Below are 14,659 nucleotides of genomic sequence, written 5' to 3'. Positions count from 1 at the left end.
ACAAAACAGATATGTGTGATTGGATGAAAACAATCAAATTAAGGGGGACTCAATGACAAATCCAAAAGACGAAATGATCTCGATCATGCTGGGCCTCAATAAGCGCCAGCGCACGAACATTCCCAAATATCAAAAGCCAACCATCTTCGATAAGTTCGGCGGCGTGTGTGCGTACTGTGGGGATCCACTCAACGGCTCAAAGAAGAATGCGTGGGGCGTCACCCACGCTATACCGTTGCACCTGGGCGGGGAGTCATCCGCCGACAACCGGATCCCCTCGTGCATTCCGTGCATCCAGAAATATGGAACGGCCGACTGTCTGTCGGCGCTGACCGACAATGAAACGGTGCTGACCCCAACGTGGCATGCAAAGCTGACGGCCATGCGCGATGCAGCGCTGCTGCGAGCGAGGAACCACCTCACCCCGCTGTCCCCCAAATCGGACATCGAGCTTGTGCGCAAGAACGTGCAAGGGCGATGGATCCACGAACGCACAACGGTGTTCGCCACCGTACTGCCAACACACGTTGTCTTCGGGCTGACCGATCGCAGTGGATCCAACAAGCGCGTTGCTGAGATGGCTTCGCTGTTGGTGTTTGGCTTCAAAGCCCAGCGGCTGGGCAACGATGGCGACTATGACATGCCGGCAGCCAAGGCCGGCTTGAACCTGTTCGTCGTGCCGCGCGATCGACTGCTTGCAGCAACGATGGCACTGACAGAAGAGAACTGTTGGCTCCGTGAGGTTCGCGTTTCGATCACCCCTGAGCATGCTACCAGTGAGTGGCGTTCCTACTGGTTCCGCTCCTACGCCGCACTGAAAGACAATCTCAAACGCCGCGTGTACGGTGAAGCACCGGCGCCCTGGCACATCAAGAACACACTGTCAATGAGCGCGGGCGCGGTACGCGCGCGGCGCCACTACAACTCAAAGAAAGCCAAGACCCTGGAACGGATGGAACAGCACGCCCAGGTGCTGGATTTGCGCGTGGCGGCTGGCCAACCACTGGAAGATTGGGACGAACGGGTCAAACGGGTGGAACGACAACTGCAGCTGCAACTCAAGTTGTCGTAGTCCAAAAAGAAAAAGGACCGATCATTCGGTCCTTTTTTATAGGCTGTGCATGTGTGCGTCTCAGAAGTTGAAGCCGGCAGCGAAAGAGAGGACGGCGATGGACACCATCAGTGCTGCGTGCATTTGGAAACGGGTTTGACGTTCAAAGCGTTTCAAGCGTTGGCGTGCGGATGTCTTCATTTCATTTGCTCCTGTATGGACACGGGGGCTTCGTAGATCATCGGGTCATTCTCTTCGACACAGAAGACGTAAAACACACCGTATACGTTGAAGGCGATTGCTGCGTACAGCGCTGCACGCAATATGTAGTACGTCATTGCACTGCGACCGTATTTTCTTTCATAGCGTAATTTCATAGTGGAACTCCTTAGCGTTTGGATTGGGGATCAGCCGATAGTGGCGGTGTGTTTTTCGTAAGTGGTCATGTCAACCGTTTTGATATACATCTGAACGAACGGAGGCAAGCAGCCACGGAACATTTGGAAGATCGTTGTTCCCGTTGAGTCATCGTGGTGGCCGGTGCGGCGGTTGATGCTGCGGTTCATCATGGTGGTCAAGACGATCGAACGAACCTTTTTTAAGTTGGCGTTTTCAATGGCGTTGAAGAGTTTGGTTGATGTATTCATGTATGGCTCCGAGATGGTGTTGGGCGGGAAATTAACGGCGTTTGGATTTATCTTTCAGTTTTTTGATAAAGCGCAATTCGCGTTTAACCTTGGTTGTGAGGCGGATGTCGTTGTGTTTCATGCTTTGCTCTCCTGTCAGCGGATCTTGCCGGCTGTGGGGAAAGCGGCGTCGGCGCGGTCGTACATGCTTGTGGAACTTGTTGCTGAGTTGAACAACCCAGTGACGACAGTGACCAGCAACCATCCAGCCAGGACAACGACCAAAGCGGCGGCGGTGATTTTCAATGTGGTTTGGTTGAAGATGTTTTCCATAAGTTACCCCTTAAAGTTAAATGAGATTTTGAAGTTAGATTGTTTCGCAAACTCGGTTGATGAAATTGCAAATTGACACATGAAGAATGGCGGCGGTTGCTAAAGTTGCGATAATCATTTTGTGTCCCCTTATTTATTGTCCGTACATTCAATGTAAAAGAAATTATTAAGGTGTCAATACCTTTTATTGAGACATTGAGTAAAAACTGTGAGATAACCGACAGTTTTGAATATTGGTTGAATTTTTTTAATCCGCAAAAAAAGGGCCGACGTATCGGCCCCATGTAAACAACAGAAGAAACTTATTGAGCGATCGTATTGGGTGGCGTGATTTCAAAGTCCATGAAAAGTACGGGCACACAAATAAGAAACGACGTGAGAACCGGATAGAACATATCCAAAGTAACGCCCAGTCCTGGGAACGCTGCGGCGACAGAGAACAGCGCCAAGCTCATTAAGAGTGCAACCACGATGACGGCGACGATGTACGCGTTGAGTTTATTCATTGGGCCACCCACCCGCTTTCTGTATTGATCCGTTGGGCGTTGGTCAGAAGCTCTTCAAGCTCACTGTCGGCAATCTCCGAGGCGTCCATCCAGTTGAAGGTGTAGTAAAACGACGCGGACAAGTCGCCTTCCCATCCACGGAACAACTCTTCATCCGAGCGGGACTTGGCGCGCACAATTGCTTCGCGAACGATGCCCTCACGGCTCCACAGTTGAGCAACTTCGGTCAATTCAACAAATCCGTTTTCGATAACTTTATCAATGATGCTCTGCATAACTACCCCCATGTTTTGTTTGTACTTATTTCACTTAAACACAAGGTCCAACATTGTCAATACCTTTTATTGTGAAGCGAAAAAATAAAATCAAAGGCGCTTTGAGAGTGGGATAATATCCCAATAAAAAAGCCCGCGAAAGCGGGCTCATTGCTTTAGATTTTTCTTGATCGTGGAACATCAGCTCCTACCCTTGCGACCTCACTGGATATACGAACCCGTTGACCTTCGATGTCGATCAGTTCGCCAAGATCCGGTCGTGCGGTAAATAAGGCGATGTCCTTAGCTGACATTCCATAGTCCGTGCGTAAACCGGCGTCCGCTCCCAATCTCAGAAGCAAACTAATTGTGGAACCGTCCGCACCAGATTTCTTTATCAAAGGGCTTTCGCACCACACGGCAAAGTGAAGTGGCGACTCACCGCGAGGATTGACGACATTGATGTCCCAGCCCTCTTCCACAAGTCTTGCTATGGTTTGTTGGTCATCCAAGATGACTGCCTTGTGCAACTCGTTATCCCCAAAGATGTCGCAAGGAACCATGGGTTCGCCGCTCACCATTTGACCTGCTCACTAGACCAGTGATCGCTTCCCAACGCGTACAATTCGTAGATGCTTGGGTTCTCGCAAAACTCCGCGTCCTCGTCCTCAAGCGCCAGCAAGCGTGTTTCAAGTTGCTCCCAGGCGTCGATGGCGGCTTCCCTACTGCAATCGCTTGCAATCACCTTGTAGGGCTGATCCGCCCATGTTTCACCCGTCCAGACACTCGCATTGAAGATGTGGTAGCTGGCGACAGTCTGGTTCCATTTGAAGCTGACAGAAGCGTTGAACTCGTCGCAGATTTGATTGTTGTGATTGATATAGAACGTCAGCATACAGCCCCCTGTTTGTGTGATAGATGTACTTACACAAACATGGATGCCAATATTGTCAAGCTACTTCTGGACAAAAAAAAGCCCGCCGAAGCGGGCTTAACCAATGCGATTGCAGCAGGACTTACAGATCGCCGAACGTCGGCTTGCCTTCTTCACGAAGCTTCTTACCTGCTTCACTGCTTTCAAAGTTCTTGAGGGCTTCGGGCTTCGGCCCCTTGCCGCCGTAGTAGAACGGGGTCTTCTTGCCGTCGTGCAAGAAGCGGTTGTTGGCGCGCAGTTCCTTGGGGACGGTGTTGCGCGGCTTGGAACCAGCCGACTTGCCACCCTTCTTCACCGGGCCAAAGAAGTTGCTGACCTGGGCCTTCTGACCGTCGGTCAGGTACTCGGCAACATTGGCAAGAGTGTTCAACGCTTCTTCAAGGACTTCACCAGCGGAAGCACGGCGAGCTTCCTGAATGCGCTGACGATCAGCAGCCTGCTTTTCTTCAAGCGCGGCAAGATCCTTGGCGAGCTTCTTTTCCAGCTCATCTGCTTCTTTCCAGCTAAAGGTCTTCTCGTTCATTGGGTGACTTTTGTCTAATGAGCCGCAATTGGCAACTGGATCATATCCGATCAAATTTCAATTGCCAAGCCATTTCCCTTCTACTGTCCAATGAAGATCCATCGACATAAAGAAGCCGCCCTGTGGCGGCTTCTTTATCATGTCTTCTTTAGCCCAGGCGGGCGTCTCCGGCGAATAGAGTCTGGCAGGGACCAACTGTTAACAACCTCATCCACCCGATGATAGGCGGCGTTTTGGCGCTCGTCGTCCTGCTCAATGCGCGCCTTTTCTTCGCGGCGCTCGGTGTCGAAGCTTGCAAGAAACTGTTCCTCACGCACTGGGTCATTCCAGCTCGAAATCAGTGATTTCATCGCACTCATGATGCTTGAGCGATCCAAGATCAGATCTGCTGCAAGATCACGTGTCACTTCACACCGATGTTCCAAGCGGCGTACTTGGCTCTGAAGCTCTTCGATCTGTCTTGCCAAGTCGTAGGACCGCTGGACCGCATCCAGATCGAGAGCCGAACGGCGGTGCTTCCGCCGCTCCTCGACCCGATGCTGCCGAATGTTTTGATCCTCTTGCTGCCCCTGTGCAAACTGAATGTTCTGTTCGATCAAGTTGCTCGTGGATTGGTCAGCGTCTTGATAGATACGTCCTAAAGTTTTGAGCAAGTCCATAATTCCTCCTATTCATTTGATCCATTCACAGAACCAGAACATGAAACATTGTCAAGCCCCCGCTGTGGTAGCTAGCTCCGATTTTCCGCTGGAGTCAAGCTAAATCTGCACGGCATGGACCGTAAACCCGCTCTGTCGCTCGTTAAACAAAAATGAGCCGGACTTTGCCGGCTCACTTTCTTCCTATTACGGTCACTTACACGGCGACAAAGCAACGTTGGACAGATCAAACCCTGCATCCTTTGCAATTCCTTTGAGAACCAACACCAGATCCTCTTTACGTTGCTCGTCGTGTTTCCGGCTTAACAGCAGCTCCAATTCGGTGATGGACAGGTCGTTGATGTTGACTAGTTCCGTGCTGGGCAATGAGTTGCCCACCCCGAGCGTTTCAATGATGGTTTGCAACGCGCTGGGCTTCACACCTGGCCGCTCGTAGCTGTCGCTGTAGTAGTCCGCCTCCCCTGCCTCTGCAGCTTCCATGAGCACGTCATTGGGTATGCGCAGGGTTGCGCGCTCGGGGTGGATAAATGAGCGCTTTTTAATCCACGTGCTTGGGCCAATTTTCCAGCGGGATCGAAGTTCCAAACTTGTTTCCAAACTTGTGACCACCGCCCACAACCCCTCCTTCTCATTGACCCCTAAGCACAGCAATGGGTGGGTGACACGTAAGGTGGTATCAACCTTGTTGCGGTGCAAAACCTCAACGCAGGCGTAGACAATTATTCCGGGTCGTAATTCGTTAATTTTCAGCATAGGCAATTCCTTATTGGATGGAATACCCATCCAATCAGAAAATGAAGGCGAGTCAAGAAAAAAGCCCGCTTTCGCGGGCCTTTCAATCAACACTGAACACTATTGTGCAGTTGAGAATATCTCTGCATGCATGTCTTGACGATCAAGCGCAGCACCAGACCGACCAGCAGCGCGGCAAGCAGTCCGCTGCGCCACACACCACCGATGGCCCAGGCACCATAGAAAGCCAAGCCGAACACCGTCAAACCTTGCAGCAAAGACGCCAATTCTTGAGTTCTTGAGATGGACTCTGGCGTCGGATATCTGTACTTTTTAGACAGAACAAAGGCTTGAACCAATGCCAGACAGGCGATGGTGATATCGATGCCTGTCTTGTACACCAGTGCATTGTGGGTGATATATACATAACCCACCATTTCAACAACAAACCCCAAGACCAACGCAAAGAAGCAAACGCGCGCATAGAATTCTTTTGACATTGACACCCCCAATTGTTTGACTGATTTCAATCAAACATGGATGCCAATATTGTCAAGCTGAAAAACCCATCACATTCTTCTGCGGGCAACAGGCTGCTTTCGCACGGATCCAACAGCCTTGGTGATGGCGGCCTTGTCCCAGCGTGCTTCATGCTCCAACAGCAGTTTCTTTGCTTTGGGTTTGACAGCAATGTCCGATGGCCTCAAACCCTCGTTGTTTCGGATCCGGGGATCGGCCTTGCGTTGCAGCAGCCAGTTCATTCGCGTGGTGTAATCAGACTGCGCCAGATAGTGCAGCGCTGTATCGCCATCTTTGTCCTGCGCATTGACATCCACTCCCAGGTCAATAACGCGATGAATGAGCCGGCAATTCACTGTCTCGTCAATCAACCAATGCAGTAGTGTCCCATTGAACATGGTGTCAGTGGCTTTATCCAGTGGGTTGTATCCATTGTCCAGCAGCACCTCAACGGACCGCGTGTCGAAACAGCAATCACCACAACTGAGAATTCCAGCTCCCTTGTGATCTTTGGCGTTGACATCCGCTCCGGCCTGAACAAATGCTTCAACACGAGACGCCTTAAGCCTTCTCTCATGGAACAAGGGTGTTCGGCCTTTGCGATCGCGCGCGTTGGGATTTGCGCCCTTGCTCAGAAGCAACGCAGCCACATCGCTGGTAACTGTGTGCAGGGGTGTGTAGCGTTCGTTGGTTCGTGCAGAGATGTTGGCGCCGGCATCAATCAGCACCTGGGCAACGTCAACGTTGCTTGCTGTGTGCAGAGGCGTCCAGCCTTTCTTTGTCGCGACCTTGGGATCCGCCCCACACTCCACCAAAGCCTGAGCCGCTTCGGCGCTGACCACTGTATGCAGCGGGGTAAGCCCCTGCTCGTCCTGGGCGTTTGGATCCACACCCAACGACACAAGGTAGTGCACGACATCGGCATGCTCACTGTTGTGCAAGGATCTCACCCCACACCCACACTCAATCAAGCCACGTGCGTGATCGGCGCTGTTGGCGTGGAATAACAAAAACGTGTCTTGCGTGGCTGTGGACACACCCAGGTACTCGGTGCTGACGATCTGGTGGACGGCCAAAGAATTCCCACACATTTTGAGCCAATCCTGATCGGTATCAATGCTTTCTGTATCATCAAAAATATCGAGATAGTGCGGTACATACTTGTGATACCGCTGCGTGCGCTCTTCGTGATCCAACATCGCCGTCAAAGGTGCAAGGTACGCCGCTGCGGCATCGCTGAGAACCGTGTAAAAGGCCGGTATACGTGCGTTCGGGTCGGCACCAGCTGCGATGGCCGCTTGCACAAGCCCGACGCTCCGCGCGTGGGAGAGAACGAATTGACGTGACAGAATATCGCGTAAGGTGAGTTCACACACAGCCACCAGCGGCAAATTTGAAAGAATTTCACTCACATCCAAATTTGCTTCCAGCATTGCCTCCAATTTGTCCATCAACTGCTTTTCTTTTTTTTCCATACAAACCCCCGTTCTTCTTGAGTTATTTCACTCAAACACGGATGGCAATATTGTCAAGCGAACAAAAAAGCCCGCCGAAGCGGGCCTTTATATTTCATAAACGCCATCACTAGTACGTTCGCATGCGCTGCTCTGCTTGGTACTTGGCGATATTGCGAAGCATGTTGCGCATGAGGAAGAAGAAAGGAATGCCGGCGCCAATGATGAAGCCCAGGACGCCAACAACTGGACCCAATTCCATGCTTCCCCACAACACCCCGCTGACAAGGAAGCCGACGATGGTTGACCAAAAGCCAATCCAGATCGTTCCGATTAAAGCGTTAATTGCAACTTTCATTTGTGCACCTCCGTTGTTAGCCAATAGTTGACTCACTGAAACAGAAGAACGGATATTGTCAACCCCATAGCCGTTCTAGCTAGCTCCCATTAGCTTCGGGAGTCAAGCTGGAATTACATTCGCCGCTCTATCCTTTCCGAATGGTTAAGCTCGACACCAATGGCGTGGTGCAATCGCTGACGTTGTTTGTGATGCAGGAAATCGCTGAGGTGCTGGGTCAATTCCACTTCTGTGGGGCTGTCGGGGATCGACCATTGGGGTGTTGGAAGATCATTAAAACGAACATGGATGTTGTACGCGCACATGATTTTGGCGGCCGCCCTGGGCGTGACTTTGAGCCCTTCGTGCAATCGAAGCGCCAGGTCTTCGATGGCCGAACGCCAGAACGTTAAATCACTAGGCAATTCCGCAGCGTTGAAGTCCAGCGCTTCGCACAGCAATGGTCCTAGAACGATGGGTTCCGGCTGTTCAAAGATGCGGCCTATTGGTGTCGACTCGCGCCAAATTCTTTGTTGTTCGGTGGCCGGCGCACTGTCGTAAAAAGATCCAACCATTTCAACCCCCTACGTGATGATGAAATCTCAATCAACCACGCCTCACACTTTTGTCAAGTCCAATAAAAAACCCGCCGAAGCGGGTTTATGGGTTTCCATTACATACGCCGTCTGGGCCGGACTTCTATATCTTCCGAAGCGATAGTAAGTTCGCGCAAGATGTTTTCCTTCTCTTTTCTTGCTTGCACACTTGCCTTTGCGGCACTGAATTGCAAAATCAATTCTTTAATTGCGGGGCGGCGCTCACTCGGAATGGATATCATATCGGTATTACATATATCGTGCTGATCTGTCAACTCAAAACCACTTACGGCCAAATCCTCGATAAAATTGTTTTGGAGTACGGTCAAATCATATGAATCGTCTATCTTTTCGATTATCAACCTCCATAGCCAACAAAGATCGAATTGCACTTCATCAGTCCTTAGCCCTGACTGCACCAAGCGATTGACAAGTGCAACGTAAATCTCAGGGAGAGGATCTGAGTTGTTAAATTCAATTAACACCTGTTTTGGATTAGAGCAATCATTCACCAGTCCAATTGAGGCAAACGAATCCATAATTTCAAGTAGTAATCCTGAGGAAGCGATTCCCAAATAGTAGCGATTGAGTTTGAAAATTTCCTGCAAAAAATTCTCACCCTTAAGAACATCATCCCCATCGCCATCCACAGGGCGCGCGCCATGCTTGATAAGAAACGGAATAAGTCTAATGTTTCGGGAATAGACTGCTGACTCCAAAGCGGTCCAACCCTTGCCGTGCAAACGGGCGTTGATGTCAGCCCCTTTTTCGAGTGCATATAAGATCATTTCTTCTTTGTGTGGGTCTGCTTCAGCCGTGGCCGAACAGACAATGCGGTTTATCGTTAGCAGTTCGGGTTGATTGAATCCAGTCCCCAGCGCAGCGTGTTGTTGAGCAAGGCACGGATTTTCGCTTATCAACGACTTAAACGTCCCAACATCGCCTTTTGAAATGGCATACGTCAAACGAAACCCAGCTGGCAGTTTCGCAAGTGCACGCTCCATTTCCTTTGCTGATCTGTTTGATTGGAACCTGTGCTTTGCATCAGAAATCTTTGTTTTGGCGGTTGCCGCCCAAGCACAAATCCCAGATACCCCACTCAATAAATAATTCGTCATATTTTAATCCTCTGAATGATTGATACACCTTCAATCAAACACAAGGCCGAACATTGTCAATACCTTCTATTGTGATTTACGCCAACAAGCCCCAAGCCGCTTTAAGAGTGGAATATAATCCCAATAAAGAAGCCCGCCGAAGCGGGCTTTTTGTTGTCTCAAACACATCAGTCAATCCAATTTAAACGCTGGCGATTAAACATCCCAGGGCAAGCCCAAAACTGAAAGCAGTCACAACTGACAAACAAACAGTTCTGATCCACATCGCTCGTTCAACCTTCGCTTTTGATTTTGACGCCTCGATGTAGCTAGTGATAGAGCCATGTAGATCATCAAAACAGTGTTGCAATACTGCAAGATAAATTTTATCCATAACACCCCCTTCAATTTGATTGCGATGAAATCAATCAAACATGGATACCAACATTGTCAAGCTCAATGAAAAAGCCCGCTTTCGCGGGCTTCATTCGTCACATCTTTCGCTTCCCCGGTTCTGGCGTTTCAACCTGCACTTCCGACACAACGTCCAAAAGTTTTTTCTGCTGTCGGCGCCGCGCAACCTCAATTAAATGCTCGCACTGCTCTTCAAGTGTGGGCCATCTTTGGTCCGTTTCCCACTGAGGAATGTCCCCTGCTCCATTGGTGAAGTACCTCGCACGATTGTGCATCTGTAGAAGCGTCGCAGCGTCATGTGGGTTGACTTTGGCTCCACCCTCTAGTTTCTCTTTTAACTCGCCATACAGTAGTGAAAAAAATGCAGATCGAATTGTTGGTGGGCGCGAACTCCAAAACTGAGAAGCTAGGGGATTTATTACCACACCAACAAGACCAGGTGCATTCTCATCCAGCCTAGTGCAAACAAGATCCAAGAAACCATCGATATCAAAACCTCTTTCAATCTTGGGATTGTTTTCAGCCTCTACAGTCAGAATACCTTTCATCCACCGTCTGACCAAATAGTAAAATACTGCACCTGATGAAAAACTAATGCCCAATGCGATCCACCCTATATAACTTGCATCCATACTGACCCCCTATTTGATTGACATGCATTCACTCAAACACGGAAGCCAACATTGTCAAGCTCAAAGAAAAAGCCCGCTTTCGCGGGCTTTTCTCTTACATCTTTCGTCTCATGGTTGGCGGGGTATATACCTCCCCAACTTCCGCCAGGATCGTATCCCGTTGCTGTCGGTTCAGGGCATCTTGGACTGCATCCTTGCCAGCCTGGTACGCCTCATCCAAGAAACTGCTTCCTCCGCGTGACATATATTTCTGCTGCGCTTCATCACTCATCACGGCGCCACGATCAATCATCTCAACGATCACATCAGCGTCGGGGCTGTTTTGCTTCATATAGGAGTCCAGATCTGATGTACGGTCATCAGAGATTTCTATCAGATGCTTGATGGCATAGTCGCATTTTCTCCACTCTCCAAACTCCCCTGAGCCAGGTACATGTTCCTTCTGCACTTTTTCATAGTGCTTAACCACCAGATCCATGGGGCGCTGACCTTCGGGCCCAGGCTCAACGCCGAACCGCTGCAAAACTGCAAACGTCTCAAAATTTCCGTTTAAAAGCGAACCCAGCATCAGACTGTGCCCGTCTTCGTTCACCACGCTGGGATCGTGCCCCATCAGCAGCATTTCTGTTACAGCCTGGGGGTTTGTCATCCCATGCATATGTTGGGATTCAAAGATATCGGGATAGTCCGTGACCAGCCTCAATTCAAGCGGCGCAAGTTGCCTGAGATTATTGGAAGCGGATTCTTCTCTCCGCCGCGCTTCTTCAAGTTGTTCCTTTGGCATCGTCATTCGACTAGCAAAATCCTGGACAGAGAAAAACTGAGAAGCGTTAGCAGCTTCCTCTTTCATGCCATACAGAACGTCGCCCAACAGATGTTCCGTGGGAAGTCCACCCTTGTCTAAGGCACGGTTGATTTTATCGACCGAATGGCACAACTCGGTGACGGTTAATTCGTCGTAATTTTCCGTGTTGTCGATGTTTTCAACACGACACAGCAAATTCGGATCCCCGCCCTTGCTTAAAACTGTGTTGAAGCCGTAATAGCCATCCACCTTTTCATCAAACGCTGCCAAACCACATATGGAGCCGACGTACCTCAAATTTTTTTCGGGGTACTCCCAGGTGATTTCCGCGTTCGGGTCATGGCGGCCGAAGTAGTCGCCAATGCTCGATGAATCCTTTTTGGTGAGCAAATCGTAAACTTCTGCGTCACTGTACTTTCGATTAACCCACTGGCTGTACTCTTCAACGGCACGGGTAATCACTTCCACCTTGTCGGCCGACGCATCAGTGAATGGATCGAAGGAAAGTTGAATGTAATCATTTTCGTCCGGATCCTGCACGTTGGGATCATACAGTTGATGCAAACCTGGCTTCTCAATGCGGTCAACCTTTGCACCACTGTCAATGATCGCCTGGACATGACTTGCGTCTGTTTTATCTGAGTAGATTGCGTATTGAAGTGCGTTGCCAGCAAAATCAATTCCATCGCTTAGCTCGACAAGAAAAGTGTCGTTCACATTGTGACTTAAATGTGTTTCCTTGAAGTATTCCCTCAGTTCCTCGGGTGTCGCTGTATCGATAAAGGCAACAAATTCATCGTTGTTAAATATAGTTCGCTCGTTCATTAAACCCCCTACTTGATTGATATTTCACCAATCAAACAGAAGTTTGGAATTTGTCAATGGCCGATGGCATGCAAGGCCAATTCTTGAAATAAAGAAAGCCCGCTATCGCGGGCTTTTCTCTTACATCTTTCGCCGCATGATGGGCTGTTGGCATGTCTCACCCAACTCGTTCAGCAAGTTTTTCTTGCTGATTACGCTCTCCATCAGCATTAAAGCTTCACGGCGATCCGCCCCAGGGAAACCCATTTCTGTTGGAAGTTTGTTTTCTCCGTTCCTAACCGTCGGATCAGCCCCTGCGTCCAATAGATCACTTATTGCTGCCACATTGTTGCCAAGGATCATCAATCTATGAAGTGCTGTGTTTTTAGAGAATGCGTCTTTCGCATTTAAATCAATGCCGAGGTCTTTCATGATTTTAACGCCTTCGTGCGACGAATTTCGGTGCACAAAATCACCGTTGCACTGGTCCAGAAACGTTTCACCACTGACGTTCGGGATTGTTAATGACGCGCCTGCGTCAACAAGGCGCTTCACGTTCTGAATGTCACGCACAAAAGCAAGAGCTGTGTCACCGTTACGATCTTGCGCATTGAAATTGAACCCGGAAAGAGCCAGCTCATCGATAATTGATGAGCTTCCATGTCTGTTATTCAATTGAGCAAAGTGCCTGGGCTTTATCAAGTCAAAATAGTTGCCAGCAATGAAAGCTCCATTCTCCCCTTCCTGAAATAAACAGTGAATGTGCTTCTCTTTGGCACTTGCACCATTTTTGATCAACAGCTCAATGCGATCTGCGCCGTATACAACGTCCGCCAAATCATGGCCTTCACCGCCAGAATAGCCGTCTGCGAAGTACCCCAATCTCTGGACAGGCGCATTAACATCCGCCCCCAGCGCAATCAAATCTCGCATAACTTCAATGACGTGCCCCCGTCTATCTGGATGCAAGCTTTTTGTTGCAACGAACGCAAGCGGCGTCACTAGGCTCTGGCTCGCAACTCCGGTTACAACAAAAGACTCATTGATATCATTTACCCGAAAATATTCTCTAATTTCTTCACGGTCCAAAACAGCCTCAACTTCGCTGGTTTTTAGAACATCATGCACCGCCTTAGTTTTCATTTTCAAACCCCCTATAGCTCTGGCCTTACATCAATTAAACAGATGACTTCCTTTTGTCAATGAGATAACTGTTCCGGATTGAAAGATAGAAAAAAGGCCCGCTTGAGCGGGCCTTAGATCAGCAAGATTTTTCTTACATCTTTCGCCGCATGATGGGTTGTTGTTGCGACTCACCCAGTTCTTCCATCAATTTTCTCTTTGTGACCGCGCTTTCCAACAACAATACGGCTTCATGGCGATCCGCCCCAGTGAAACCCACTTGGGATGGAAGCTTGTCATCTGCGTTCCGGACAGTTGGATCGGCTCCGGCGTCCAACAGATTTCTAATGCCATCCAATTTGTTGCCATTTATCATCATGATGTGAAGGGCGGTATTATCTCCACAAATATCTTTAGAATTCAAATCAACGCCAAGTTCTTTCATGATTTTAACACCCTCAGCAGATGTATTTCTCTCAATAAACCCCGCATCGCATTGATCCAAGAATGTTTCACCATCATTGTTCGGAATACGCACCGAAGCTCCCGCATCAACAAGACGTTTCACAACACCAATGTCCTGCACCATGCTGAGCGCGGTGTCACCATTCACATCCTGGATATTAAAGTCATAACCTTTAAGAGCCAGTTCATCTATGATTGCTGCACTTGCATCGTCGTTATTTAAGTAGAAGAAATGCCTGGGCTTTATCAAGTCAGAATAATTTTCTGCAATGAAAGCGCCATCCGCCCCGTCTCGGAACAAAGTGAGGATGTGCGACTCTTTTGCCCTGGCACCATTTTTGACCAACAGTTCGATGCGATCTGCACCATTAGCAAGGTCTACCAATTCCTTGTCACCATCTAAGAACCCGTCGCCAAAGTAATCACTCTTGCGAACTGGCGCGTTCACGTCTGCACCCAATTCAATCAAATCCCTCATCACATCAAGAACGTTGTCACCAACGTTATTTTTGATACTCTTTGATGATACATAAGCAAGTGGCGTCAATAGTGTTTGGCTCGCACCTCCACTCACATAGAACGTCTCATTCACGTCATGGGTTTGAAAATATTCCTTGATTTCGTCTCGATCCAAAACAGCATCCCATTCATCGGTTCTAAGCAGTTCATTCAACTTCAAATTTGTCATATATACCCCCTTACGTATGTTCTATATGACTTCAATCAAACAGAAGTTTGAACTTTGTCAAGACAAAAAAGAGGCCCGCATAAGCGGGCCTTATTCCAACATGCTCAT

General features: G+C 49.2%; 20 protein-coding genes. 2 read left to right on the top strand and 18 right to left on the bottom strand.

What is annotated here, in order from left to right; all coding sequences use genetic code 11:
• The first annotated feature begins 19 nt into the window (after positions 1 to 19).
• Positions 20 to 1,072 carry an HNH endonuclease gene (locus tag HGB51_RS13035; protein WP_141739013.1) on the top strand — a complete coding sequence of 351 codons (1,053 nt, stop codon included), beginning with the start codon at positions 20 to 22 and terminating at the stop codon, positions 1,070 to 1,072.
• A 176-nt stretch (positions 1,073 to 1,248) separates the two neighbouring features.
• Here HGB51_RS13035 and HGB51_RS13030 read toward each other — a convergent pair whose 3' ends face one another.
• Both HGB51_RS13030 and HGB51_RS13025 read right to left on the bottom strand, forming a co-directional pair.
• On the bottom strand, positions 1,249 to 1,428 hold the full coding sequence (locus HGB51_RS13030; protein ID WP_141739014.1) for a hypothetical protein: 180 nt from the start codon (positions 1,426 to 1,428) through the stop codon (positions 1,249 to 1,251).
• Positions 1,429 to 1,458: 30 nt separating this feature from the next.
• The gene (locus HGB51_RS13025) at positions 1,459 to 1,698 is read right to left on the bottom strand and encodes a hypothetical protein (RefSeq protein WP_141739015.1); all 240 of its coding nucleotides are present in this window, start codon (positions 1,696 to 1,698) and stop codon (positions 1,459 to 1,461) included.
• Here HGB51_RS13025 and HGB51_RS13020 point away from each other — a divergent pair.
• The gene (locus tag HGB51_RS13020) at positions 1,697 to 2,086 is read left to right on the top strand and encodes a hypothetical protein (RefSeq protein ID WP_141739016.1); all 390 of its coding nucleotides are present in this window, start codon (positions 1,697 to 1,699) and stop codon (positions 2,084 to 2,086) included. The genes HGB51_RS13025 and HGB51_RS13020 overlap by 2 nt on opposite strands.
• Positions 2,087 to 2,312: 226 nt before the next feature.
• Here HGB51_RS13020 and HGB51_RS13015 read toward each other — a convergent pair whose 3' ends face one another.
• The 16 genes from HGB51_RS13015 to HGB51_RS12940 all read right to left on the bottom strand — a co-directional run bounded on the left by HGB51_RS13015 (position 2,313) and on the right by HGB51_RS12940 (position 14,551).
• Positions 2,313 to 2,516, bottom strand: a complete 204-nt coding sequence (locus HGB51_RS13015) for a hypothetical protein (RefSeq protein ID WP_070206725.1) — start codon at positions 2,514 to 2,516, stop codon at positions 2,313 to 2,315.
• The gene (locus HGB51_RS13010; RefSeq protein ID WP_088430322.1) at positions 2,513 to 2,791 is read right to left on the bottom strand and encodes a hypothetical protein; all 279 of its coding nucleotides are present in this window, start codon (positions 2,789 to 2,791) and stop codon (positions 2,513 to 2,515) included. Before HGB51_RS13010 ends, HGB51_RS13015 begins: the two co-directional genes overlap by 4 nt.
• Before the next feature lie 155 nt (positions 2,792 to 2,946).
• Entirely contained in the window at positions 2,947 to 3,348 is a 402-nt protein-coding gene (locus tag HGB51_RS13005; RefSeq protein ID WP_171966854.1) for an ankyrin repeat domain-containing protein, read from the bottom strand.
• Positions 3,345 to 3,665, bottom strand: a complete 321-nt coding sequence (locus HGB51_RS13000; RefSeq protein ID WP_070206727.1) for a hypothetical protein — start codon at positions 3,663 to 3,665, stop codon at positions 3,345 to 3,347. Before HGB51_RS13000 ends, HGB51_RS13005 begins: the two co-directional genes overlap by 4 nt.
• Before the next feature lie 121 nt (positions 3,666 to 3,786).
• Positions 3,787 to 4,227, bottom strand: a complete 441-nt coding sequence (locus HGB51_RS12995) for a hypothetical protein (protein WP_070206728.1) — start codon at positions 4,225 to 4,227, stop codon at positions 3,787 to 3,789.
• A gap of 137 nt (positions 4,228 to 4,364) precedes the next feature.
• Complete coding sequence (locus HGB51_RS12990) at positions 4,365 to 4,886, bottom strand: hypothetical protein (RefSeq protein WP_141739017.1); 522 nt, start codon at positions 4,884 to 4,886, stop codon at positions 4,365 to 4,367.
• Between the two features lie 192 nt (positions 4,887 to 5,078).
• On the bottom strand, positions 5,079 to 5,639 hold the full coding sequence (locus HGB51_RS12985) for a hypothetical protein (protein ID WP_070206730.1): 561 nt from the start codon (positions 5,637 to 5,639) through the stop codon (positions 5,079 to 5,081).
• 86 nt (positions 5,640 to 5,725) lie between these two features.
• A complete protein-coding gene (locus HGB51_RS12980) occupies positions 5,726 to 6,118 on the bottom strand; it encodes a hypothetical protein (RefSeq protein ID WP_070206731.1) in 393 nt (130 codons plus the stop codon).
• Between the two features lie 69 nt (positions 6,119 to 6,187).
• Positions 6,188 to 7,612, bottom strand: a complete 1,425-nt coding sequence (locus tag HGB51_RS12975) for an ankyrin repeat domain-containing protein (protein ID WP_070206732.1) — start codon at positions 7,610 to 7,612, stop codon at positions 6,188 to 6,190.
• A gap of 109 nt (positions 7,613 to 7,721) precedes the next feature.
• Positions 7,722 to 7,949 carry a hypothetical protein gene (locus HGB51_RS12970; RefSeq protein WP_070206733.1) on the bottom strand — a complete coding sequence of 76 codons (228 nt, stop codon included), beginning with the start codon at positions 7,947 to 7,949 and terminating at the stop codon, positions 7,722 to 7,724.
• A gap of 113 nt (positions 7,950 to 8,062) precedes the next feature.
• Positions 8,063 to 8,503 (bottom strand): hypothetical protein, encoded by a 441-nt coding sequence (locus HGB51_RS12965; protein ID WP_141739018.1) that lies wholly within the window; start codon positions 8,501 to 8,503, stop codon positions 8,063 to 8,065.
• Positions 8,504 to 8,601: 98 nt separating this feature from the next.
• A complete protein-coding gene (locus HGB51_RS12960; RefSeq protein WP_141739019.1) occupies positions 8,602 to 9,642 on the bottom strand; it encodes an ankyrin repeat domain-containing protein in 1,041 nt (346 codons plus the stop codon).
• Positions 9,643 to 10,112: 470 nt separating this feature from the next.
• Positions 10,113 to 10,583, bottom strand: coding sequence for a hypothetical protein (locus HGB51_RS12955; protein WP_171966853.1), 471 nt, complete (start codon positions 10,581 to 10,583; stop codon positions 10,113 to 10,115).
• A 178-nt stretch (positions 10,584 to 10,761) separates the two neighbouring features.
• Complete coding sequence (locus HGB51_RS12950; protein ID WP_070206735.1) at positions 10,762 to 12,297, bottom strand: hypothetical protein; 1,536 nt, start codon at positions 12,295 to 12,297, stop codon at positions 10,762 to 10,764.
• Between the two features lie 120 nt (positions 12,298 to 12,417).
• Positions 12,418 to 13,419, bottom strand: coding sequence for an ankyrin repeat domain-containing protein (locus HGB51_RS12945; protein WP_141739021.1), 1,002 nt, complete (start codon positions 13,417 to 13,419; stop codon positions 12,418 to 12,420).
• 133 nt (positions 13,420 to 13,552) lie between these two features.
• Positions 13,553 to 14,551 carry an ankyrin repeat domain-containing protein gene (locus HGB51_RS12940; protein WP_171966852.1) on the bottom strand — a complete coding sequence of 333 codons (999 nt, stop codon included), beginning with the start codon at positions 14,549 to 14,551 and terminating at the stop codon, positions 13,553 to 13,555.
• Positions 14,552 to 14,659 lie beyond the last annotated feature (108 nt).

The organism is Stenotrophomonas bentonitica (genome assembly GCF_013185915.1).
In the GTDB taxonomy this organism is placed as follows: domain Bacteria; phylum Pseudomonadota; class Gammaproteobacteria; order Xanthomonadales; family Xanthomonadaceae; genus Stenotrophomonas; species Stenotrophomonas bentonitica.
Note: the sequence above shows the minus strand (reverse complement) of the source record. Positions and strands in the feature narration are given on the sequence as shown.